The sequence below is a fragment of the Pseudomonas sp. HPB0071 genome (genome assembly GCF_000478505.2).
Lineage (GTDB): Bacteria > Pseudomonadota > Gammaproteobacteria > Pseudomonadales > Pseudomonadaceae > Chryseomonas > Chryseomonas luteola.
Genome location: NZ_KI517367.1, coordinates 3,052,840 through 3,074,082 on the forward strand (window position 1 = coordinate 3,052,840; position 21,243 = coordinate 3,074,082).

Genomic DNA, 21,243 nt, shown 5'->3' on the forward strand with positions numbered 1-21,243 from the left:
GTACAGATCGGGCGGATCGGCTCGGTAGCCAGCGGAGAGAAGCGGTGACACTCGTTTATACCATCTTGATCATGCTGCTTGTGGTGGGCGCGACCCGCTTGAGTGCTCAGTTTCTTCCCGTGCCGCTTCCACTGATCCAGGTCGTTGTCGGGGCGTTACTGGCGTTGCCATCCCTGGGCTTGCATGTCGCGCTTGATCCTGAACTGTTCATGCTCTTATTCATTCCGCCACTTCTGTTCTCCGATGGGTGGCGCATGCCGAAGCGCGAACTCTGGCGGCTTCGGGCGCCTATCCTGACGCTGGCGTTTGGTCTGGTATTCATCACCGTTTTGGCCGCTGGCGCCTTTATTCACTGGCTGGTGCCTGGCTTGTCCTGGCCGGTAGCCTTTGCACTGGCCGCGGTTCTGTCGCCGACCGATGCCGTTGCGGTGTCCGGAATTGCACGTGGGAAGCTGCCCAAGCGGCTGATGCATATCCTGCAGGGTGAAGCACTTTTCAATGATGCGTCCGGTCTTGTCACCTTTCGCTTTGCCGTAGCGGCTGCCATGACGGGCGTGTTTTCGCTGGCAGATGCGAGTCTGACGTTTCTCATGGTTGCCATTGGCGGTCTCTTTACAGGGGTGGCGCTCAGTTGGCTGACAGGGCAGGCCCGTAACTGGCTGGTCGAGCATGGGTGGACGGATCCTGCACCCTATGTCGTCTTCTTGCTTCTATTGCCATTTGCCGCTTATGTCATTGCTGAACACCTGGGCTTCTCAGGCATTCTTTCTGCGGTTGCCGCCGGGCTTGTGCAAAGCCGTATCGACATGCTGCCCAGGCAGTCGCGTACTCGATTGCTCAACCACAGTATCTGGTCGATGCTGGAGTTCACCTTCAATGGACTGGTGTTCCTGCTCTTGGGCCTGCAGCTGCCCGACATCATTGCTGCCGTGCTCAAGCCTTCCGAGCATGTCTACAAGACGCTAGGGTGGCTGATAGGGGAGGTGACTCTGATCTTCCTGGCGCTGATCCTGCTGCGTTACCTGGTCATGAACCTGTATTGGCGCATCTCCCGACATCATGAGGCTATGCCGGGCAATGATTTCCAACGTACCGCAATTATTGCGTCAATTGCAGGTGTACGCGGGGCCGTGACGCTGGCAGGTGTACTGTCTCTACCCATTGTTCTCGCGAATGGACAGCCATTCCCCCAGCGCGATGTCCTAATCTTTATTGCTGCGGGCGTAATCCTGCTGTCCCTGCTGGCGGCCAGCATTGGATTGCCCCTGCTGCTGCGTGGATTAAGTGTGGGTACCAATGAGGCTGCCGACCGTGAGCGCCGAGAGATTCGGCGTAATACGGCAGAAGCGGCTCTTCGCGCCCTTGAAGCGGAAAGTATTGATGACGAAGATCCTGCGCGTGCGGGATTGAAGGCGGAAATCAAGACGCAGCTCATGGCCGAGTTTCGCGAACAGCTTGATATCTACCAAGACACGGAGGAGGTTCAGGCGCGTGCCCGAACCAGTCTGTTTATTGAAACGCAGCTGCGGTTGCTGGCTATCCGGGCTCAGCGTCGGGAGCTCTATCGTATGCGCTTGTCTGGCGTAATCGACGATGAAATCGTCGCTGAAGTCCTGAGTGATCTGGACTTCAGCGAGGCGACACTGATGCGCAGCCTGCCAGCTTCAGCGGCAGGCTGAGCAGGCGTCAGCGGCTGCAGAATGCGCGAATACGCTCGGCTGCTTCGATACACTCGTTCAGAGGTGCTACCAAGGCCATGCGAACCCGATTGGCACCAGGATTCACGCCGTCCACCGTCCGGGAAAGGTAGGAGCCTGGCACAACGGTAACATGTTCCTTTGCGTATAGCTCACGGGCGAAGGACTCGTCATCTAACGGTGTCTTAGCCCAGAGGTAAAAACCGCCGTCCGGACGCTCGACATCCAATACATCTTTTAGTATTGCCAGCACAGCGTCGAATTTTTCCCGGTAAAGCACGCGGTTCTCGCGTACGTGGATCTCATCGCTCCATGCGGCAATGCTGGCGCGCTGTACCTGGATCGGCATGGCGCAGCCGTGGTAGGTCCGATACAGCAGGAAGCGTTTGAGAATCTCGGCGTCCCCTGCAACGAAGCCTGAGCGCAAACCAGGTAGATTCGAGCGCTTGGACAGGCTGTGAAAGACCACGCAACGGCTGAAGTCCTTGCGACCCAGCTCCGCACAAGCCGTCAAAAGACCTGCAGGTGGGTTGTCTTCATCGAAATACAGCTCGCTATAGCACTCATCTGCTGCAATCACGAAGTCATGCTGGTCGGCCAGCTCGATCAAACGCTTCAAGGTCTCGACAGGCAACAATGCTCCGGTTGGATTGCCAGGAGAGCACAGGAACAGCAACTGGCAGCGATCCCATATTTCGGCTGGAACGGCATCGAAGTCAGGATTAAAACCTTTCTCGGGCAGGCAGGGCAGGTAGTGCGGCTGCGCACCAGCAAGCAGCGTGGCGCCTTCATAGATCTGATAGAAAGGGTTGGGGCTTACTACCAGCGCGCCTTCCTGGCGATTCACCACCGCCTGTGTAAAAGAGAAAAGCGCTTCGCGCGTGCCGGTTACCGGTAAGGCATGCTGAGCCGCATCCATCCAGCCAGTCGGTACACGAAAACGCTGCTCGCACCACGTCACAATCGCTTCGCGCAAAGCAGGCAGTCCGGCTGTTGTTGGATAGACCGCCAGTTGATCAAGGTGCTCGGTCAGCGCTTTTGCGACAAACGCTGGGGAGGGGTGTTTAGGTTCGCCGATTGATAACGCGATGGCCTTTTTATCTGCCGGTGGCTGGACACCTGCCAGCAGCGTGCGCAGTTTTTCGAAAGGGTAGGGCTGGAGCAGGTTCAAGGCATCGTTCATATACAGGTCTCGCAAGTGCAGCCTGGCCTTAGGCTGAGTTGTCCATTAGATACTGATGCGTAGCAACGGCGTTTCTGAGCCATTGGCCCCGCTTAGGTTTTTGATCAGCGCTTGTTGAAGTTGCTCGCACAGCTTCGGATCCGACAGGGGCTGCCCTTGAGCATCCGTAACATAAAAGACGTCTTCAACACGCTCGCCCAACGTGGCGATTTTGGCATTCTGAACCGACAGGTCGAAATCCAGGAATATACCGCCCACGCGAGCCAACAGGCCCGGGCGATCAGGGGCGGTCAGCTCAATCAGGCTCACGGCGCGCTGAGCATCCGTATAGATATTCACGTGTGGCGCGAACGCAAAATGTTTGAGCTGACGAGGAACACGTCGGTTGATGATGTTGGGGTACTCTTCAGGTGTTTTTAGGGCCTGGATCAAGCCGCTTCTGATCTGCTGGATACGGGCCGGGTTATTGCCGATAGAGCCTCCGTCCGCGTCGAGTACAACATAGGTATCCAGGGTAAACTGGCTGGTGGACGTAATAATGCGCGCGTCCTGGATGCTCAGGTTCAGCTGGTCCATTGCCGCCACAGTCACGGCAAAGAAGTCGTGCTGGTCCTGCGCATAAATGAAGATCTGGGTGCCGCCTTCAAACTCGCGTTGGGTAGTCTCCTTGATCAGGATCAGCGGATTACCGTCATTGGGATGACTCAAAATAGCTTCGGTGTGCCACGCTACATCGCTGGCAGTGTGACGCAGAAAATAGTCGTCACCGAGCTGCCCCCATAGGTGTTCGGCATCATCCTGATCGATGCCATTACGCACCAGAATATCGATGGCTGAACTCTGTGTCTGGCGAATTTGCTCTTCACGTTCTACCGGATTCTCAAGTCCGCGGCGCAAGGCACGCTTGGTCTCGGTATACAGCTGTCGCAGCAGACTGGCGCGCCAGGAGTTCCAGAGGTTGGGGTTGGTCGCGTTGATATCTGCCACAGTGAGCGCATAGAGATAATCCAGATGGACCTGGTCGCCTACCGTCTGTGCAAAGTCATGAATCACCAGGGGGTCAGACAAATCCTTGCGCTGCGCTGTGGTCGACATCGCCAAGTGATTGCGTACCAGCCAACAGATTAGGTTGCTGTCCCATTCGGGTAGCTGATGGCGGCGGCAGAACGCTTCGGCATCTACGGCGCCCAGCTCCGAATGATCACCGCCTCGGCCCTTGCCAATGTCATGGTAAAGACCGGCAATATAGATCAACTCCGGTTTAGGCAGCTTGTTCATCACCCGCGTGGCCAGAGGATACTTTTCCGTCATCTCCGGTCGGTTCAGTTTGCGCAGATGCTTGATCAGATTAAGTGTATGCGCATCGACCGTATAGATATGGAACAGGTCATGCTGCATCTGACCGATGATTTGGCCGAACTCCGGCAAGTACAGGCCAAGAATACCGTAGCGGTTCATACGGCGAAGGTTGCGATGAATGCCTTCGCGGCTCTTGAACAGCTCGATAAATAAGCTGGTGTTGCGGATGTCATGTCGGAATTCGTCATTGATTAGATGACGGTGGTCGCGAAGCAACCGGATCGTACCCGCAGAAACACCCTTGATTTCCGGGTGCTGAGCCATCAGCACGAAAATTTCCAGCAGTGCAAAGGGGGTGCGCTTGAATACCTCCGGATGCGTAACCTCAATATAGCCGTCCCGTAACTGGAAGCGGCTGTTAAGAGGCTGCGTTGGCTCGCTTTCGTCATCCCGCAGGATGGCTTCCTCAAAGTGCTGCATGACAACATCGTTGAGCTGGGCAATGTCCATGACCACGCGATAATACTTCTGCATGAAGCGCTCAACGGCCAGCTTCGCATCGCTGTCTTCATAACCCAGGAGGCCGGCGATGCGGCGCTGATGATCAAACAGGAGGCGATCCTCAGGTCGGCCTGCCAGCATATGCAGGGCATAACGCACCTTCCACAGGAACTCCTGACTGGAAGCCAGCAGCGAACATTCGCTTTCAGTCAGAAAACCCTGACCAACCAGCGCATGCAGGTTCAGCGTCCCGAAATGGCGGCGTGCAACCCACAAGAGTGCCTGGATATCACGTAATCCACCCGGTGAGCCTTTGACGTTGGGCTCAAGGTTGTATTCCGTGTCGTTGTACTTGGCATGCCGGGCTTTCTGCTCATCCCGCTTTGCCAGAAAGAAATCACGGCTGGGCCACATTCGCTTGGGGCTGGTTACATCCAGCATCCTCAGACGAAGGGCTTCCGGGCCGGCAATGGTACGGCACTCCATCAGATTGGTGATGACGGTCAGGTCGGCCCTGGCCTCATCCGCGCACTCCTGAACCGAGCGCACACTCTGTCCGACAGCAAGGCCGATATCCCATAGCAACGTCAGGAAGCCTTCAATGGCTTCCCGATGCGCTTCCTGATCTTCTGCGCCCAATAAAATGAGCAAATCGATGTCCGATTGCGGATGCAGCTCGCCGCGGCCATATCCCCCTACGGCGAGCAAGGCAATTTGTGCATTACCCCAGTTCAGTCGTTGCCAGGCTTCGCACAGTATCTGGTCAACGAACCAGGCTCGATCCTCAACCAGGCGACGCGTACTGCGTCCGGCTGAAAATCGCTCGTCCAATACCTCGTTTGCCTTGCGGATCGCCTTTTTGAACGCGGCGATGGGGCTGGTCTTTAATGCGAGTTCAGCCTGGAACTGTCCGCGGTCGAACAGTTCGGGATCTACCTGGGGCATACCCGTATTACCTCATGCGGGGGTGCGGGAAATGGTTTCGTCTTTGCGCAGTGTCAGAATTTCATAGCCATCGGCGGTAACCAGTACGGTGTGTTCCCACTGAGCAGACAGCTTGCGGTCCTTGGTGATGGCCGTCCAACCGTCACCAAGCAGCTTGGTTTCAGCGCGGCCCTGGTTAATCATCGGCTCAATGGTGAAGATCATGCCTTCCTTGAGTTCAAGGCCTGTTCCAGCACGCCCATAATGAACAACCTGCGGCTCCTCATGAAAGCCCTTGCCGATACCATGACCACAATACTCGCGCACCACGGAAAAACCCTGTTTTTCAGCGTGCTTCTGAATGATTTCGCCAATATCACCCAGCCGGGCGCCGGGGCGAACAACCGAAATACCTTTATATAGGCACTCCTGAGTTACCTCGCAGAGTCGCTTTGCCCACTCGGCCACTTCGCCGACGCAATACATCTTGCTGGTATCGCCGTGGTAGCCGTCTTTGATAACCGTGATATCCACGTTAAGGATGTCGCCTTTCTTGAGTGGCTTGTCGTTGGGGATGCCATGACAGACGACATGATTAAGCGAAGTACAAATGGACTTGGGGTAGCCCTTGTAATTGAGTGGCGCCGGAATAGCCTGTTGCACATTGACGATATAGTCGTGGCAAAGCTTATTCAGCTCCTCGGTCGTAACGCCCGGCTTAACATGCTCATCCAGCATTTCCAGTACATCAGCCGCCAGTTGGCCGGCGATACGCATTTTCTCGATGTCTTCAGGGGTCTTGATAATAACGGTCATTAGAATCTCTAAGCGCTGCGCAGGCAGCCTGCATATGAACTAAAATAAGAGGGTTGGACAGGATTCTAACAAACCTGTCCTTCGTCACCATCCCAATCGCAGTAGTCTGCCATGGTTTAATTCAGCTGACTTCTGTGGTATAAAGCGCGGCGCTTTTCGGGCAATAGCCCTAAAACGCCCTAAACCCCACACACGTATCGGCACGATGGCCTGGGTGCTCTGCAAGGAGTTGGCCATTGGGATGCGTGGAGGCCCAACCCGACTTATTGAGGAAATATCAATGTCCCAAGTCAACATGCGCGACATGCTGAAGGCCGGTGTGCACTTCGGCCACCAGACCCGTTACTGGAACCCGAAAATGGGTAAGTACATTTTCGGCGCGCGTAACAAGATTCACATCATCAACCTCGAAAAGACTTTGCCGATGTTCAACGAAGCGCTGAGCTTTGTTGAGCGCCTGGCTTCTGGCAAGAACAAAATCCTGTTCGTTGGTACCAAGCGTTCCGCTGGCAAGATCGTTCGCGAAGAAGCTGCTCGTTGTGGCATGCCTTTCGTGGATCACCGCTGGTTGGGCGGTATGCTGACGAACTATAAGACTATTCGTCAGTCCATCAAGCGTCTGCGTGAGCTTGAAGTTCAGGCTGAAGACGGCACCTTCGGCAAGCTGACCAAGAAAGAAGCGCTGATGCGCACTCGCGATCTCGAGAAGCTCGAGCGCAGCTTGGGTGGTATCAAGGAGATGGGCGGTCTGCCGGACGCTCTGTTCGTTATCGACGTTGATCACGAGCGCATCGCGATCACCGAGGCGAACAAGCTTGGTATCCCGGTTATCGGTGTTGTTGATACCAACAGCAGCCCTGAAGGCGTTGATTACATCATCCCGGGTAACGATGACGCCTTCCGCGCTGTCCAGCTGTACCTGAGCGCCACGGCTGATGCCGTACTGCGTGGTAAGCAGAACGCAGGTGCAACACCTGAAGAGTTCGTTCAAGAAGCAGCGAGCGAAGCTGCTGAAGGCTGATTGACCCTGTCGTAAAGACTTGGACATTCAGTGAGCAGGAAGGGGGCTAGGCCCCCTTTTTGCCACTCAGAGAATTACTGCCTTAGGGCATTGGTTTAGACACTGATTCAAGAGGATTCGAGCATGGCAGAGATTACTGCGGCCCTGGTCAAAGAACTGCGTGAGCGTACCGGCCTTGGCATGATGGATTGCAAGAAGGCGTTGACCGCTGCCGGCGGCGACATCGAGAAAGCCATCGATGATATGCGTGCAGCTGGCGCCATCAAGGCGGCCAAGAAGGCTGGTAACATCGCTGCTGAAGGTGCGATTGCTGTCAAGGTTTCCGACGACAACAAGGCTGCTCTGATCATCGAAGTCAACTCCCAGACTGACTTCCTGGCTCTGCAGGATGACTTCAAGGCTTTCGTTGCAGATAGCTTGAATAAGGCGTTCGATCAGAAGCTGACTGATGCTGCTCCGCTGGTAGAGTCCCAGGAAGAGGCGCGTCTGGCGCTGGTTTCCAAAACAGGCGAAAACGTCACTATTCGTCGCCTGACTCGTGTGGAAGGTGATGTGATAGGTGCCTACCTGCACGGCCACCGCATCGGTGTTGTTGTTGCTCTGAACGGTGGTACGCCTGAGCTGGCTCGTGATATCGCGATGCACATTGCTGCAAGCAACCCCCAGTTCCTGAATCCTTCTCAGGTTTCTGAAGAAGCGATTGCCAAGGAAAAAGAAATCTTCCTGGCACTGAACGCAGACAAGATTGCTGGCAAGCCGGAAAATATTGTTGAAAACATGGTCAAAGGCCGTATCAACAAATTCTTGGCTGAGGCAAGCCTGGTTGAGCAGCCTTTTGTAAAGGATCCGGAAGTCAAGGTTGGCGATCTGGCTAAGAAGGCTGGCGCTGAAATCGTTTCCTTCGTCCGTTACGAAGTAGGTGAAGGTATCGAGAAAGCCGAAGTGGACTTCGCAGCTGAGGTGGCCGCTCAGGTCGCAGCCAGCAAGCAGTAAGACGCTATCGATGCTGAAAAAGAGGCTGCCCGCCACCGCGTGCGGCCTCTTTTTTCAAGTAGCGAAGGTATGGGTTTTCTTTTTTATTTGGTAACGATCCCACTATCGATGCGTCAACGCTGACGTTCCGGCTCGGTAATGGGAAAATGATTTGTTTTTTATTATTTCAAATCGTCGCAGGAGAGACTGAATGGCTCAGCAGATGAGTGGTCGCCAACCCCGTTACAAACGTATTCTGCTTAAACTCAGCGGCGAAGCCCTAATGGGATCCGAAGACTTCGGGATTGACCCAAAAGTGCTTGATCGTATGTCCTTGGAAATCGGTCAGCTTGTTGGTATTGGTGTTCAGGTCGGGCTGGTGATTGGTGGTGGTAACCTGTTCCGTGGGGCTGCGTTGTCAGCCGCAGGTATGGACCGTGTTACGGGTGACCATATGGGTATGCTGGCTACCGTTATGAATGCGCTGGCTATGCGTGATTCCCTGGAGCGCTCCAATATCCCGGCAACTGTTATGTCAGCCATCTCTATGGTGGGTGTGACCGATCAGTATGATCGTCGTAAGGCTATGCGTCAGTTGCAGAACGGCGAGGTGGTTATTTTCTCGGCCGGTACGGGTAACCCATTCTTTACCACTGATTCGGCTGCCTGCTTGCGTGCTATCGAAGTTGAGGCTGATCTGGTGCTTAAAGCAACTAAGGTCGATGGCGTGTACACTGCAGATCCTTTCAAGGACCCGAATGCGGAAAGGTTCGATCGCTTGACGTATGACGAAGTGCTCGACCGTAAGCTGGGCGTGATGGACCTGACAGCAATCTGTCTGTGTCGTGATCATAAGATGCCGCTTCGGGTGTTCAATATGAATAAATCCGGCGCCTTGCTGAATATTGTTGTAGGCGGCGGAGAAGGTACTTTGATCGAAGAGGGCACAGTATGATCAATGAAATAAAGCAAGACGCTCAAAGCCGAATGACCAAGACCATTGAAGCGCTTGGTCACGCTTTCGCCAAGATCCGTACTGGACGCGCTCATCCAAGCATTCTTGATAGCGTTATGGTGTCCTATTACGGTAGCGACACGCCGCTGCGCCAGGTGGCCAACGTGACAGTGGAAGATTCCCGCACGTTGGCGCTGACTGTTTTTGATAAAAGCATGATTCAGGCTGTTGAAAAAGCCATCATGACTTCGGATCTGGGACTGAACCCAGCGACAGCCGGGACTACCATTCGCGTCCCGATGCCGGCTCTAACTGAGGAAACTCGAAAGGGTTTCACTAAGCAGGCGCGCCAGGAGGCTGAACAGGCTCGTGTTTCCGTGCGGAATATTCGCCGTGATGCGCTGGCTCAGTTGAAGGATCTCCTCAAGGAAAAGGAAATCAGCGAAGACGAAGAGCGTCGTGCGCAGGATGAGATCCAGAAATTGACTGATAAATATGTCGCTGAGGTCGATAAGGCCTTGGAGGCTAAGGAAACTGATTTGATGGCCGTTTGACGGCAGGGATGCAAGATGGGCAATAGCGACCCTAGTTCTGTAGTACCGCGTCATGTCGCCATTATCATGGATGGTAATAACCGCTGGGCTCGCCGGCGGTTACTGCCTGGAGTGGCAGGACATAGAGCTGGTGTCGACGCTGTTCGTGCGGCTATAGAAGTCTGTGCGGACGCCGGTGTCGAAGTGCTCACGTTGTTTGCGTTTTCCAGTGAAAACTGGCGGCGCCCGACTGATGAAGTCAGTGCATTGATGGAGCTGTTTCTATCAGCGCTTCGACGGGAAGCCAAAAAGCTCGATCAGAACGGCATACGTCTTCGCATCATTGGAGATCGTTCCAGGTTTCATCCTGAACTGCAGCGTGAGATGGAGCAGGCAGAAGCCTTGACTGCTGGTCATACAAGACTGGTACTCCAGGTGGCTGCCAATTATGGTGGTCAGTGGGACATCGCCCAGGCGGCTCAGCGGCTGGCGCAGGCAGTCAAGGAGGGTACGCTTGAGCCTGAGCGGATAACGCCTGAGTTACTTCAGAACTGCTTGACCACCGCAGGCATGCCTTTACCTGATCTATGTATCCGTACGGGTGGAGAGCATCGCATCAGCAATTTCCTGCTCTGGCAATTGGCTTATGCGGAGCTATATTTTTCCGACTTGTTCTGGCCTGACTTCAAACATGAGGCTATGCGTAAGGCGTTGGCGGATTATGCGACGCGGCAAAGACGCTTTGGAAAGACCAGTGAACAGATTGAAGCAGAAGTGAGAGCATCATGCTAAAGCAAAGGGTCCTTACCGCTCTGGTGTTGCTGCCCATAGCGATTGGGGGCTTCTTTTTGCTAGAAGGTGGGATATTCGCTGCCTTTATCGGAGCGGTGGTTTCCCTGGGTGCTTGGGAGTGGGCTCGGCTTTCCGGGCTCGTCTCTCAGGCGGCTCGTGTAGGTTATGCAGCTGTAATTGCTTTCCTTCTTCTGCTCTGCTGGCAGATGCCTCAGCTGGCGTTGGCTATCCTGCCGATGGCAGTGGCTTGGTGGATTTTTGCTGCCGTGCTCGTAATGACCTATCCAGAAAGCGCTCATTACTGGAAGTCAACTTGGCGACGCCTTTTGATTGGTGTGGCTATCTTGGTTCCTGCCTGGCAGGGGTTGATCCTGCTGAAGCAGTGGCCTCTCAATAATTGGCTTATTCTTGGTGTCATGCTGCTGGTATGGGTGGCTGACATTGGTGCTTATTTTTCCGGCAAAGCATTTGGCAAGCGCAAGCTTGCTCCCAAGGTAAGTCCAGGTAAAAGCTGGGAGGGCATGATTGGCGGCCTAATAGCCAGTCTTGTGCTGACATTGGGTGTAGGTCTCTATCGCGGATGGGATGCCAATACTTTGATTAAGGCTCTGATCGGTGCTTCGCTGGTGGTCGTTATTTCGGTTGTAGGTGATCTTACGGAGAGCATGTTCAAGCGACAGGTAGGGCTTAAGGACAGTAGCCAGCTTCTACCTGGGCATGGCGGCATCATGGATCGTATTGATAGTCTGACCGCTGCAGTACCTCTTTACGCAGCACTTCTCTGGTGGTCGGGCTGGGGTGTTATGTGACTAGTCCTCAAAACATTACTGTACTGGGTGCTACCGGATCGATAGGTCTTAGTACTTTAGATGTCATTGCACGTCATCCTGATCGTTACAGAGCATTTGCGTTAACTGGCTATACCAGGCTCGATGAGCTCGGAGCGCTTTGTATCACTCATGAGCCGAGGTTTGCTGTAGTGCCGGGCAGCGCGCAGGCCGAAGCGCTGGAACATAGAATCAAGGCGGCTGGACTCTCGACGCAAGTGCTGGTCGGTGAGGCAGGGCTAAGTGAAGTATCAGCTCATCCTGATGTTGATGCTGTTATGGCTGCTATCGTTGGCGCGGCAGGTCTTAAGCCTACCCTTGCAGCCGTCGAGGCAGGAAAAAAGGTTCTCCTTGCCAATAAAGAGGCGCTTGTCATGAGCGGCTCCCTGTTTATGCAGGCTGTCAAAACGTACAACGCAAAGCTGTTACCAATTGATAGTGAGCACAATGCCATTTTTCAATGCCTGCCAGTAGGCTATGAAGAGGGACTGGTGGCAAAAGGGGTGCGGCGAATTTTGCTGACGGCTTCAGGCGGGCCTTTCCGTGAAACCTCATTGGAGGTATTGCGTGACGTTACGCCTGATCAGGCGTGCGCGCATCCTAACTGGTCGATGGGACGTAAAATTTCAGTAGACTCTGCCACCATGATGAACAAGGGGTTGGAGTTCATTGAGGCCTGCTGGTTGTTCAATGCAAGGCCTGATCAGGTTGAAGTTGTTGTTCATCCTCAAAGTGTTATCCATTCGTTAGTGGACTACATTGACGGTTCGGTTCTTGCGCAGTTGGGCAATCCCGATATGCGTACGCCAATTGCTCATGCATTGGCATGGCCTGAGCGAATAGAATCCGGGGTTAGCCCTCTTGACCTGTTTGCAGTAGCACGCCTTGATTTTCAAAAGCCTGATGAGCAGCGCTTTCCTTGCCTCAGATTGGCGAGAGAAGCTATTAGCGCAGGTGGTACCGCGCCTGCCACATTGAACGCTGCGAACGAAGTGGCAGTAGATGCCTTTCTAAACGGCAGGGCACGCTTTGATGAGATACCGCAGATCATCGAGGCTGTGCTCCAGCAGGAAACAATCTCTGCCGTAACCGATCTTGAATGTGTCATGCAAGCGGATCGCCATGCCAGGGACTCAGCCAATGTCTGGCTTGAGCGCCACAGGCGCTAAGCGCGGAGGAACGCCATGAGTGCACTGTATATGATTCTTGGAACCCTGATTGCATTAGGGGTGTTGGTTACTTTCCATGAGTTTGGGCACTTTTGGGTTGCTCGTCGATGTGGTGTCAAGGTCCTGCGTTTCTCTGTTGGATTTGGTAAGGCGCTATTTCGTTGGCATGACAGGCAGGGAACTGAGTTCGTAGTAGCAGCAATACCGCTTGGCGGTTATGTAAAAATGCTGGACGAGCGAGAAGGGGAGGTTTCTGCTGACCAGATCGACCAGACGTTCAATCGTAAGTCTGTATATCAGCGTATCGCTATCGTAGCGGCGGGTCCGGTGGCCAATTTCTTATTGGCTATCGTGTTCTTTTGGGCTCTGGCCATGCTTGGAACTCAGCAGGTCAAGCCTGTCGTCGGAAAAGTCGATGAAGGTAGTCTTGCTGCGCAAGCAGGCTTGCAGGCAAACGATGAAATCGTCTCGGTTGATGGGAAGGCCGTTTCCGGATGGGGTGAGGTCAACCTCAAGCTGGTTCGCCGTCTCGGTGAAACGGGTACGTTGGTCGTGGAAACTCGCGAGTCTGGTAACAGTCAGCAAGAAGTACATTCCATTCGGCTTGATGGTTGGCTCAAGGACTCTGATAGCCCGGACCCTATTGGATCTCTCGGCATACATCCATGGCGTCCGGCACTGCCACCTGTTGTGGCTGAACTAGATCCTGAGGGGCCTGCCTCCAGAGCAGGTATTCAGTCTGGTGATCGTATTGTTTCGGTTGAGGGTTCATCGGTTAACGACTGGCAAGAGGTGGTCGATTATGTTCGTGCCCACCCGAATCAAACAGTAAACCTAGTGCTTAATCGTTCCGGAATTGAGCGCTCTGTCCCAGTTATGCTTTCTAGCAAAGGTGATGCAAAAAGTGCCTCTGGCTACTTGGGCGCTGGTGTCAAGGGCGTGGAATGGCCCTCTGAAATGCTTCGGGAAGTCAGCTATGGCCCGCTGGAGGCCGTAGGTCAGGGACTTTTGCGCACTTGGACCATGAGTTTGCTGACGCTCGACTCGCTTAAGAAAATGTTGCTTGGGGAACTCTCGGTAAAAAACTTGAGTGGGCCGATAACCATTGCTAAAGTGGCGGGCGCTTCTGCCCAGTCAGGTGTCAGTGACTTCTTAAACTTCCTGGCCTACCTGAGCATAAGCCTTGGGGTTTTAAACCTGCTTCCTGTGCCGGTACTGGACGGTGGACATTTGTTGTTCTACTTCGTCGAGTGGGCAAGAGGGAAACCTGTATCCGAGCGCATTCAGGCGTGGGGTATGCAGATTGGTATAAGCCTAATTGTTGGTGTCATGTTACTGGCTCTGGTCAATGACCTTGGGCGTCTGTAACTCGCCGCTGAACGCTTAGTCTGCCGTATAAGCGGTAGGCTATTTATTTGTCAGTTGGAATAAAAAAGGGACTCATGAAACGCTTGCTGCTACCTGCGGTAATAGCCGCGCTGATGATCGGCGAGGTTCACGCCGAGTCCTTCACCATCTCCGATATTCGTGTAAACGGTTTGCAGAGGGTTTCTGCCGGAAGCGTTTTCGGTGCATTACCTCTTAACGTAGGCGATGCTGTAGATGATCGTCGCCTTTCCGATGCGACTCGCTCCCTGTTCCGTACGGGTTTTTTCCAAGATATTCAATTAGGGCGTGACGGTAACGTCCTGGTTGTGAGCGTAGTTGAGCGCCCCTCGATTTCAAGCATCACTATTGAGGGCAACAAGGCGATCTCAGAAGACGACCTTAAAAAAGGTCTTCAACAATCGGGTTTGGCTGAAGGTGAAATTTTCCAGCAGGCAACGCTGGAAGGTGTGCGCAATGAGCTGCTTCGTCAGTATGTTGCTCAAGGTCGCTATTCTGCCAATATCGAAACCGAGGTCATTCCGCAGCCACGTAACCGCGTTCAGTTGAAAATCAAAATCAACGAAGGTGAAGTGGCAACGATCTCTCAGGTCAATATTGTCGGAAATCATGTGTTTCCAGAGCAGGATCTAATTGATCTGTTCGAATTGAAGAAAAGCCATCTGCTTTCTTTCTTCAAAAACGACGACAAATATTCCCGTGAAAAACTTTCTGGCGATCTTGAGCGCTTGCGCTCCTATTACCTTGATCGTGGTTATATCAATATGGATATCACCTCGACTCAGGTATCGATTACGCCTGATAAGAAACACGTCTATATTACGGTCAACGTCAACGAAGGTGAAAAATACACCGTTCGGGATGTAAAACTTTCAGGTGACCTGAAAGTGCCGGAAGAAGAAATTCGCAGGCTGATGTTGGTACAGCCCGGACAGGTGTTCTCTCGAAAGGTGATGACTGGCACCTCAGATCTGATCACCCGCCGCCTCGGGAATGAAGGCTATACGTTCGCTAATGTGAACGGTGTACCGGAACCACATGATGATGACCATACGGTTTCGTTGACCTTTGTAGTCGATCCCGGCAAGCGTGCCTATGTAAATCGTATCAATTTCCGTGGCAATACCAAGACGGAAGATGAAGTCCTCCGCCGCGAAATGCGCCAGATGGAAGGTGGCTGGGCCTCTACTTACCTGATTGATCAGTCCAAAACCCGTTTGGAACGTCTGGGCTATTTCAAGGAAGTCAATGTCGAGACGCCGCCGGTTCCTGGCACTGACGATCAGGTCGACGTGAATTACTCTGTGGAAGAACAACCGTCTGGTTCTATTACCGCAAGTGTTGGCTTTGCTCAAAGTGCGGGTTTGATCCTGGGTGGATCTATCAGCCAGAGCAACTTCTTGGGTACTGGTAATAGAGTAAGCGTAGGCTTGACGAGAAGTCAGTATCAGACTCGCTACAATTTCAGCTTTACTGATCCTTACTGGACCGATGACGGTGTGAGCCTTGGCTATAACGCCTTCTATCGCTCAACCAATTATGATGATCTGGATGTTGATATTTCCAGTTACTCCATCAATAGCCTCGGCTTTGGGGTAAATTTTGGCTATCCGATCAGTGAAACGTCTCGACTGAACTTTGGGCTTGGCGTTCAGCGTGATGAGCTTGACCCCAATAACTATACTGTCGACGAAGTTTATAAATTCATTGAACAGGAAGGGGATAGTTTCACTAACTTTAAAGCTTCGATCGGCTGGTCAGAGTCAACCCTAAATAAAGGCGTGCTGGCTACTCGAGGGCACTCGCAAAGTCTTTCTCTGGAAACAACAATTCCGGGAAGCGATCTGAGCTATTACAAAGTTGACTATCGTGGTCAGACTTTTGCTGGGTTAACGCAGAATACTGCACTTCGCTTCCATACCGAGCTGGGATATGGCGATGGTTATGGTTCAACCAGCGGCTTGCCATTTTATGAAAATTACTATGCTGGTGGTTTTAATTCAGTTCGTGGTTTTGAAGATAGCAGCCTTGGTCCGAGGAGTACTCCTGCTTCTGGAAGATATAAGGCTCAAGGTCAAGAAACAGATACCGATCAAGATCCTGAACCATTTGGCGGTAATGTGTTGATCACAGGCGGGGCCGAATATCTGTTCCCCTTGCCTTTCGTGAAAGATCAGCGTCAGTTGCGAACAGTGCTGTTCTGGGATGTAGGTAGTGTTTTCGACACCAAGTGCCGCTTGGTCGACAAGGATAGTGCCAGCTGTAACAAGGTCAGCTTTTCCAATATGGCAAGCTCTGTGGGTGTTGGCTTGACTTGGGTAACTGCGTTGGGTCCGTTAAGCTTCAGTCTGGGTATGCCCGTCAAGAAGCCTGATAATGCCGATACGCAGGTATTCCAATTCTCGCTGGGCCAGACGTTCTAATTGATCCAACTCTATATCGCGTTTAAACGCAGGAGTGCATTGTGCGTAAGTTCTTCCGTTTCGCCTTGATCGCCGCCGCTGTTGTTGCCACCCCGGCTTTTGCCGAGATGAAGATTGCGGTGCTCAATTATCAAATGGCACTCCTGGAGTCGGATGCGGCAAAAAAATACGCTGTAGACGCTGAGAAAAAGTTCGGTCCGCAGCTCAATAAGCTGAAGGCGTTGGAAAGTGATGCAAAGAATATTCAAAGTCGCCTTGCTGCCGGGGGCGATAAAATGAAAGATTCTGAGCGTGACCGTCTTGAGTCGGATTTCAAACAAAAAGCACGCGACTTCCAGTTTCAGTCGAAAGAGCTGAACGAAGCCAAGGCCGCAGCTGATCGCGATATGTTGAAGCAGCTCAAACCGAAGCTGGATAAAGCGGTGGAAGAAGTATTGAAGAAGGGCAACTACGACATCGTCATCGAGCGTGGCGCTGTGGTTGATGCCAAGCCTCAATATGATATTACACGTGATGTTATCGAGCGGATGAACCAGAACCGCTAATGATGACCTCTACCACTTACACTCTAAGGCAGCTGGCAGAGCGCCTTGGAGCTGAGCTCCGGGGAAACCCGGAGCTTCTCATTTCTGGTCTTGCGACATTGCAGGATGCCCAGCCCGAGCAATTGAGTTTCCTTGCCAATGCCCAGTACAAGAAATACTTGGCTGACACAAAAGCAGGTGCTGTGATCCTGCACCCGACTGAGGTGGAAGGATTTTCAGGCAATTGCCTGGTAATCGCCAATCCTTACCTTGCCTATGCGCAGCTTTCCCATCTGTTTGATCGAAAACCTCTGCCGAAAGCTGGTATTCATCCTTCCGCCCTGGTCGCTGAGGATGCTTTTGTAGACCCTACGGCAAGTGTCGGTGCGTATGCAGTTATCGAGTCAGGTGTATCGATAGGTGCAGGTGTTGTCATTGGAGCGCATTGCTTCGTCGGTGCTCGTAGTCAGATCGGCGAAAACGGATGGCTTGCACCGCGAGTTACGCTGTATCACGACGTTCGAGTTGGGAAGCGAGTGGTTATCCAGTCTGGCGCCGTTATCGGCGGCGAGGGATTTGGTTTTGCGAACCATCAGGGGCAATGGAAAAAAATTGCTCAGCTGGGTGGTGTCAGTATTGGCGATGATGTCGAGATTGGCGCCAATACTACTATCGATCGAGGCGCGCTGGCCGACACGATCATCAGTAATGGCGTTAAGCTCGACAACCAGATAATGATTGCTCACAACGTACAAATTGGTGAGCACACAGCGATGGCGGCTTGCGTAGGGATCTCGGGCAGTACCAAGATCGGACGCCATTGCACGATTGCCGGCGGTGTCGGCATGGTTGGACATATTGAGGTCTGCGATAACGTTTTCGTTACTGGCATGACCATGGTTACCCGCTCGATTACCGAGCCAGGCGCTTATTCTTCCGGCACGGCAATGCAGCCTGCTGCCGAATGGAGAAAAAGTGCGGCTCGTATCCGTCACCTGGATGATATGGCTCGGCGTCTGCAGCTTCTCGAAAAAACAGTAGCTGCCGTGACCTTACAGGATGACGCTGCTTCTGATGCAGAGTAACGCATCGGGCGTTTCCTTTTTTTTGAACAGGCCTCTCCAGATATGATGGACATTAACGAGATTCGCGAATACTTGCCTCACCGCTACCCGTTCCTGTTGGTGGACCGGGTAGTGGAGCTGGACATTGAAGGCAAGCGTATTCGTGCCTACAAAAATGTCAGCATCAACGAACCCTTTTTTAATGGTCATTTCCCTCAGCATCCCATTATGCCGGGTGTTTTGATTATCGAAGCAATGGCGCAAGCGGCAGGGATTCTTGGTTTCAAGATGATGAATTCTTCTCCGGCAGAGGGAACCCTGTATTACTTTGTCGGCTCGGATAACATGCGCTTTCGTCAGCCTGTTTTGCCGGGCGATCAGTTGCAGCTGGAAGCTCGTTTCATTAGTTGCAAGCGCGGCATTTGGAAGTTCGAATGCCAGGCAACAGTTGACGAGAAAGCGGTATGCTCTGCTGAAATTATCTGTGCGGAACGCAAACTATGAGTTTGATCGACCCTAGGGCGATCATTGAGCCAGGCGCCAAACTGGCTGACGACGTCAAGGTTGGGCCTTGGTCCATCGTAGGCGCCGATGTTGAAGTGGGTGAGGGCACGGTCATAGGCCCGCACGTTATACTGCATGGACCAACGGTCATCGGTAAGCACAACCGCATCTACCAGTTTTCTACGATTGGAGAGGACACCCCAGACCTCAAGTACAAGGGTGAACCTACGCGCCTTGTTATTGGTGACCATAATGTCATTCGCGAGGGTGTCACGATCCATCGGGGGACCGTTCAGGACCGTAGCGAAACCACTATAGGTGACCATAACCTGCTGATGGCATATGTCCACATCGGGCATGACAGTGTGATAGGCAATAACTGCATTCTGGTCAATAACACGGCGTTGGCAGGGCATGTCCATGTGGATGATTGGGCAATTTTGTCCGGTTACACACTGGTACATCAATTCTGCCGTATCGGTGCACACAGCTTTTCAGGTATGGGCACTGCCATCGGTAAGGATGTGCCTGCCTACGTAACGGTCTTTGGCAACCCGGCCGAAGCGCGCAGCATGAATTTTGAAGGCTTGCGCCGCCGTGGTTTTTCCAGTGAAGCGATTCATGCCCTCCGTCGTGCTTACAAGGTTGTCTACCGCCAAGGTTTGACGGTTGACGAAGCATTGAAGGAATTGGAGCAGGTTGCTCTTGAGTTTCCCGAAGTTGCAGTCTTCAGGGACTCTATAGTCAGCTCCACACGCGGCATAACACGTTAATCCTTTCAAGGCCGCAGATGCGGCCTTCAGTTTATATTGGCGCTATTAAAGAGCTGGGTATGTCTGCCTTGAATCGACCCTTGCGAATCGCTCTCGTTGCCGGTGAGGCTTCTGGGGATATTTTGGGCTCAGGCCTTATGAGAGCGCTTAAAGCACGGCATTCGGCTGTCGAGTTCATCGGTGTTGGCGGTCCGCGCATGGAGGCAGAGGGCATGAGCTCGGCCTTTCCCATGGAGCGACTCTCCGTCATGGGGCTGGTAGAGGTGCTAGGCCGGCTTCGAGAGCTTTTGCGGCGTCGAAAAGAGCTTATCCAGACACTCATACAGGCCCGCCCCGATGTCTTTATTGGCATTGATGCGCCAGATTTCGTACTTGAAATGGAGCAGCAGCTTCGTGCCGCAGGGATACCGACTGTTCATTATGTCAGTCCCTCTGTCTGGGCATGGCGGCAAAAGCGTGTTCTTAAGATTCGTGAGGCCTGCGATCTCATGTTGACGTTGTTTCCTTTTGAAGCCCGCTTCTATGAGGAAAAGCAGGTTCCCGTGCGTTTCGTTGGGCACCCGCTGGCCGATACCATTCCGCTTGATCCTGATCGCACGCTTGCCCGCAAAGCTTTGGGCTTGCCGCCAGATGGGCCAGTCGTTGCTTTGCTCCCAGGAAGTCGTGGTGGTGAAGTTTCACGGCTGGGTGCTCTTTTTTTCGATGCCGCAGAACGGTTGAGTGCGTTAAGGCCTGATATTCAATTTGTATTGCCTTGTGCCAATGAGCATCGGCGTAAGCAGATAGAGTCTTTACTTGAAGGCCGCTCTGTTCGTGTGATGTTGACTCAGGGGCAGTCACATGAAGTGCTGGCCAGCTGTAATGCTGTGCTTATTGCTTCAGGAACGGCCACATTGGAAGCAATGCTTTTTAAACGTCCAATGGTGGTCGCCTATAAGGTGGCTCCATTGACGTACTGCATCTTGAAACGGATGGTAAGGAGTCCTTATATCTCTTTACCGAACTTGCTGGCAGGCAAGCCTCTTGTTCCCGAGTTGATTCAGGACGATGCCACGGCAGAAAGATTGGTAAACGCGATATTGCCTCTTTTGGATGATCCCTCTATGCAAACAGAAGGATTTGAAGCTATTCATCACGCATTACGTCAGGACGCGTCACGACAAGCCGCAGATGCAGTACTGACGCTTATTGGGGTTGATTGATGCAATTGGGTTTGGATTTCACATTGGTGCAGGAATTGGTCGCAGGTGTCGATGAAGTAGGACGAGGTCCCTTATGTGGGCCTGTCGTTACCGCTGCTGTGATCCTGGACCCAGCACGTCCTATCCATGGGCTCAACGACTCTAAAAAGCTTACCAAGGCGCGCCGCGAGGCGTTGTTTGAAGAAATTCATGAAAAGGCATTGGCATGCTGTATCGCTCGCGCCGATGTTCATGAAATTGATGAGATCAATATTCTTCATGCAACCATGCTGGCAATGAAGCGAGCGGTTGAAGGACTGGCTGTTTTACCCAAGCTGGCCTTGATCGATGGTAATCGCTGCCCGGTACTGTCGGTTCCAAGTACTGCGGTGATCAAGGGTGACAGTCAGGTGCCTGCTATCGCAGCAGCGTCTATATTGGCTAAGGTCTCTCGAGATCGGGAAATGGCAGAAATGGATCTGCTTTATCCAGGATATGGCTTGGCAGGTCACAAGGGGTATCCCACAGCTGAGCATCTTGATGCACTTAAACGGCTTGGCCCTACGCCTATACATCGACGCTCATTCGCGCCCGTGCGGGATGCTTTTGCTGCGTTGGAAGTCAGCGTGAGGCAAGTTTCAGGGGCTATGGCGCTCTAATCGAAGATTAAGAAAAAACGAACCGACGGACGGCGACGCC

The 21,243-nt window shown here is 53.0% G+C and carries 19 protein-coding genes; 16 read left to right on the forward strand and 3 right to left on the reverse strand.

Annotated elements, in window-relative coordinates:
- Positions 1-44: 44 nt before the first annotated feature.
- Positions 45-1,679 carry a Na+/H+ antiporter gene (locus tag HMPREF1487_RS14295; protein WP_010797373.1) on the forward strand — a complete coding sequence of 545 codons (1,635 nt, stop codon included), beginning with the start codon at positions 45-47 and terminating at the stop codon, positions 1,677-1,679.
- Positions 1,680-1,686: 7 nt separating this feature from the next.
- Here HMPREF1487_RS14295 and dapC read toward each other — a convergent pair whose 3' ends face one another.
- Genes dapC through map form a run of 3 tightly spaced genes read right to left on the reverse strand, consistent with a single transcriptional unit; the run spans position 1,687 to position 6,420 of the window.
- Positions 1,687-2,880: a succinyldiaminopimelate transaminase gene (dapC, locus tag HMPREF1487_RS14300; protein ID WP_010797374.1), complete on the reverse strand. Its 1,194-nt coding sequence runs from the start codon at positions 2,878-2,880 to the stop codon at positions 1,687-1,689.
- A 45-nt stretch (positions 2,881-2,925) separates the two neighbouring features.
- Positions 2,926-5,625, reverse strand: a complete 2,700-nt coding sequence (locus HMPREF1487_RS14305; protein WP_010797375.1) for a [protein-PII] uridylyltransferase — start codon at positions 5,623-5,625, stop codon at positions 2,926-2,928.
- 12 nt (positions 5,626-5,637) lie between these two features.
- A complete protein-coding gene (map, locus tag HMPREF1487_RS14310) occupies positions 5,638-6,420 on the reverse strand; it encodes a type I methionyl aminopeptidase (protein ID WP_010797376.1) in 783 nt (260 codons plus the stop codon).
- Positions 6,421-6,700: 280 nt separating this feature from the next.
- On the opposite strand from map, the gene rpsB reads away from it, so the two are divergent.
- The 15 genes from rpsB to rnhB all read left to right on the forward strand — a co-directional run bounded on the left by rpsB (position 6,701) and on the right by rnhB (position 21,203).
- Positions 6,701-7,441, forward strand: coding sequence for a 30S ribosomal protein S2 (gene rpsB, locus HMPREF1487_RS14315; RefSeq protein WP_010797377.1), 741 nt, complete (start codon positions 6,701-6,703; stop codon positions 7,439-7,441).
- Between the two features lie 123 nt (positions 7,442-7,564).
- Entirely contained in the window at positions 7,565-8,434 is an 870-nt protein-coding gene (gene tsf, locus HMPREF1487_RS14320) for a translation elongation factor Ts (protein WP_010797378.1), read from the forward strand.
- Between the two features lie 190 nt (positions 8,435-8,624).
- Positions 8,625-9,368: a UMP kinase gene (gene pyrH / locus HMPREF1487_RS14325; RefSeq protein WP_010797379.1), complete on the forward strand. Its 744-nt coding sequence runs from the start codon at positions 8,625-8,627 to the stop codon at positions 9,366-9,368.
- A complete protein-coding gene (frr, locus tag HMPREF1487_RS14330) occupies positions 9,365-9,922 on the forward strand; it encodes a ribosome recycling factor (protein WP_010797380.1) in 558 nt (185 codons plus the stop codon). Before pyrH ends, frr begins: the two co-directional genes overlap by 4 nt.
- Before the next feature lie 15 nt (positions 9,923-9,937).
- Entirely contained in the window at positions 9,938-10,693 is a 756-nt protein-coding gene (gene uppS, locus HMPREF1487_RS14335) for a polyprenyl diphosphate synthase (RefSeq protein WP_010797381.1), read from the forward strand.
- The gene (locus HMPREF1487_RS14340; RefSeq protein ID WP_010797382.1) at positions 10,687-11,502 is read left to right on the forward strand and encodes a phosphatidate cytidylyltransferase; all 816 of its coding nucleotides are present in this window, start codon (positions 10,687-10,689) and stop codon (positions 11,500-11,502) included. The genes uppS and HMPREF1487_RS14340 overlap by 7 nt, the downstream gene beginning before the upstream one ends.
- A complete protein-coding gene (ispC, locus tag HMPREF1487_RS14345; RefSeq protein ID WP_010797383.1) occupies positions 11,499-12,689 on the forward strand; it encodes a 1-deoxy-D-xylulose-5-phosphate reductoisomerase in 1,191 nt (396 codons plus the stop codon). The genes HMPREF1487_RS14340 and ispC overlap by 4 nt, the downstream gene beginning before the upstream one ends.
- A 15-nt stretch (positions 12,690-12,704) precedes the next feature.
- Positions 12,705-14,057, forward strand: coding sequence for a sigma E protease regulator RseP (gene rseP, locus HMPREF1487_RS14350; RefSeq protein ID WP_010797384.1), 1,353 nt, complete (start codon positions 12,705-12,707; stop codon positions 14,055-14,057).
- Between the two features lie 74 nt (positions 14,058-14,131).
- Positions 14,132-16,498: an outer membrane protein assembly factor BamA gene (bamA, locus tag HMPREF1487_RS14355; RefSeq protein WP_010797385.1), complete on the forward strand. Its 2,367-nt coding sequence runs from the start codon at positions 14,132-14,134 to the stop codon at positions 16,496-16,498.
- Positions 16,499-16,539: 41 nt separating this feature from the next.
- The gene (locus tag HMPREF1487_RS14360) at positions 16,540-17,043 is read left to right on the forward strand and encodes an OmpH/Skp family outer membrane protein (protein ID WP_010797386.1); all 504 of its coding nucleotides are present in this window, start codon (positions 16,540-16,542) and stop codon (positions 17,041-17,043) included.
- Complete coding sequence (gene lpxD / locus HMPREF1487_RS14365; protein ID WP_010797387.1) at positions 17,043-18,107, forward strand: UDP-3-O-(3-hydroxymyristoyl)glucosamine N-acyltransferase; 1,065 nt, start codon at positions 17,043-17,045, stop codon at positions 18,105-18,107. The genes HMPREF1487_RS14360 and lpxD overlap by 1 nt, the downstream gene beginning before the upstream one ends.
- Before the next feature lie 42 nt (positions 18,108-18,149).
- Positions 18,150-18,590 carry a 3-hydroxyacyl-ACP dehydratase FabZ gene (gene fabZ / locus HMPREF1487_RS14370; RefSeq protein ID WP_010797388.1) on the forward strand — a complete coding sequence of 147 codons (441 nt, stop codon included), beginning with the start codon at positions 18,150-18,152 and terminating at the stop codon, positions 18,588-18,590.
- Positions 18,587-19,363: an acyl-ACP--UDP-N-acetylglucosamine O-acyltransferase gene (lpxA, locus tag HMPREF1487_RS14375; RefSeq protein WP_010797389.1), complete on the forward strand. Its 777-nt coding sequence runs from the start codon at positions 18,587-18,589 to the stop codon at positions 19,361-19,363. Before fabZ ends, lpxA begins: the two co-directional genes overlap by 4 nt.
- Positions 19,364-19,422: 59 nt before the next feature.
- Positions 19,423-20,565 carry a lipid-A-disaccharide synthase gene (gene lpxB, locus HMPREF1487_RS14380; RefSeq protein WP_037030043.1) on the forward strand — a complete coding sequence of 381 codons (1,143 nt, stop codon included), beginning with the start codon at positions 19,423-19,425 and terminating at the stop codon, positions 20,563-20,565.
- Complete coding sequence (rnhB, locus tag HMPREF1487_RS14385) at positions 20,565-21,203, forward strand: ribonuclease HII (RefSeq protein WP_010797391.1); 639 nt, start codon at positions 20,565-20,567, stop codon at positions 21,201-21,203. The genes lpxB and rnhB overlap by 1 nt, the downstream gene beginning before the upstream one ends.
- Positions 21,204-21,243 lie beyond the last annotated feature (40 nt).

What these genes read in the sequence shown, in the direction of transcription:
- dapC (WP_010797374.1), bottom strand. Translation starts at nt 2,880, where the DNA reads ATGAACGATGCCTTGAACCTGCTCCAGCCCTACCCTTTCGAAAAACTG.
- HMPREF1487_RS14305 (WP_010797375.1), bottom strand. Translation starts at nt 5,625, where the DNA reads ATGCCCCAGGTAGATCCCGAACTGTTCGACCGCGGACAGTTCCAGGCT.
- map (WP_010797376.1), bottom strand. Translation starts at nt 6,420, where the DNA reads ATGACCGTTATTATCAAGACCCCTGAAGACATCGAGAAAATGCGTATC.
- rpsB (WP_010797377.1), top strand. Translation starts at nt 6,701, where the DNA reads ATGTCCCAAGTCAACATGCGCGACATGCTGAAGGCCGGTGTGCACTTC.
- tsf (WP_010797378.1), top strand. Translation starts at nt 7,565, where the DNA reads ATGGCAGAGATTACTGCGGCCCTGGTCAAAGAACTGCGTGAGCGTACC.
- pyrH (WP_010797379.1), top strand. Translation starts at nt 8,625, where the DNA reads ATGGCTCAGCAGATGAGTGGTCGCCAACCCCGTTACAAACGTATTCTG.
- frr (WP_010797380.1), top strand. Translation starts at nt 9,365, where the DNA reads ATGATCAATGAAATAAAGCAAGACGCTCAAAGCCGAATGACCAAGACC.
- uppS (WP_010797381.1), top strand. Translation starts at nt 9,938, where the DNA reads ATGGGCAATAGCGACCCTAGTTCTGTAGTACCGCGTCATGTCGCCATT.
- HMPREF1487_RS14340 (WP_010797382.1), top strand. Translation starts at nt 10,687, where the DNA reads ATGCTAAAGCAAAGGGTCCTTACCGCTCTGGTGTTGCTGCCCATAGCG.
- rseP (WP_010797384.1), top strand. Translation starts at nt 12,705, where the DNA reads ATGAGTGCACTGTATATGATTCTTGGAACCCTGATTGCATTAGGGGTG.
- bamA (WP_010797385.1), top strand. Translation starts at nt 14,132, where the DNA reads ATGAAACGCTTGCTGCTACCTGCGGTAATAGCCGCGCTGATGATCGGC.
- lpxD (WP_010797387.1), top strand. Translation starts at nt 17,043, where the DNA reads ATGATGACCTCTACCACTTACACTCTAAGGCAGCTGGCAGAGCGCCTT.
- fabZ (WP_010797388.1), top strand. Translation starts at nt 18,150, where the DNA reads ATGATGGACATTAACGAGATTCGCGAATACTTGCCTCACCGCTACCCG.
- lpxA (WP_010797389.1), top strand. Translation starts at nt 18,587, where the DNA reads ATGAGTTTGATCGACCCTAGGGCGATCATTGAGCCAGGCGCCAAACTG.
- lpxB (WP_037030043.1), top strand. Translation starts at nt 19,423, where the DNA reads ATGTCTGCCTTGAATCGACCCTTGCGAATCGCTCTCGTTGCCGGTGAG.
- rnhB (WP_010797391.1), top strand. Translation starts at nt 20,565, where the DNA reads ATGCAATTGGGTTTGGATTTCACATTGGTGCAGGAATTGGTCGCAGGT.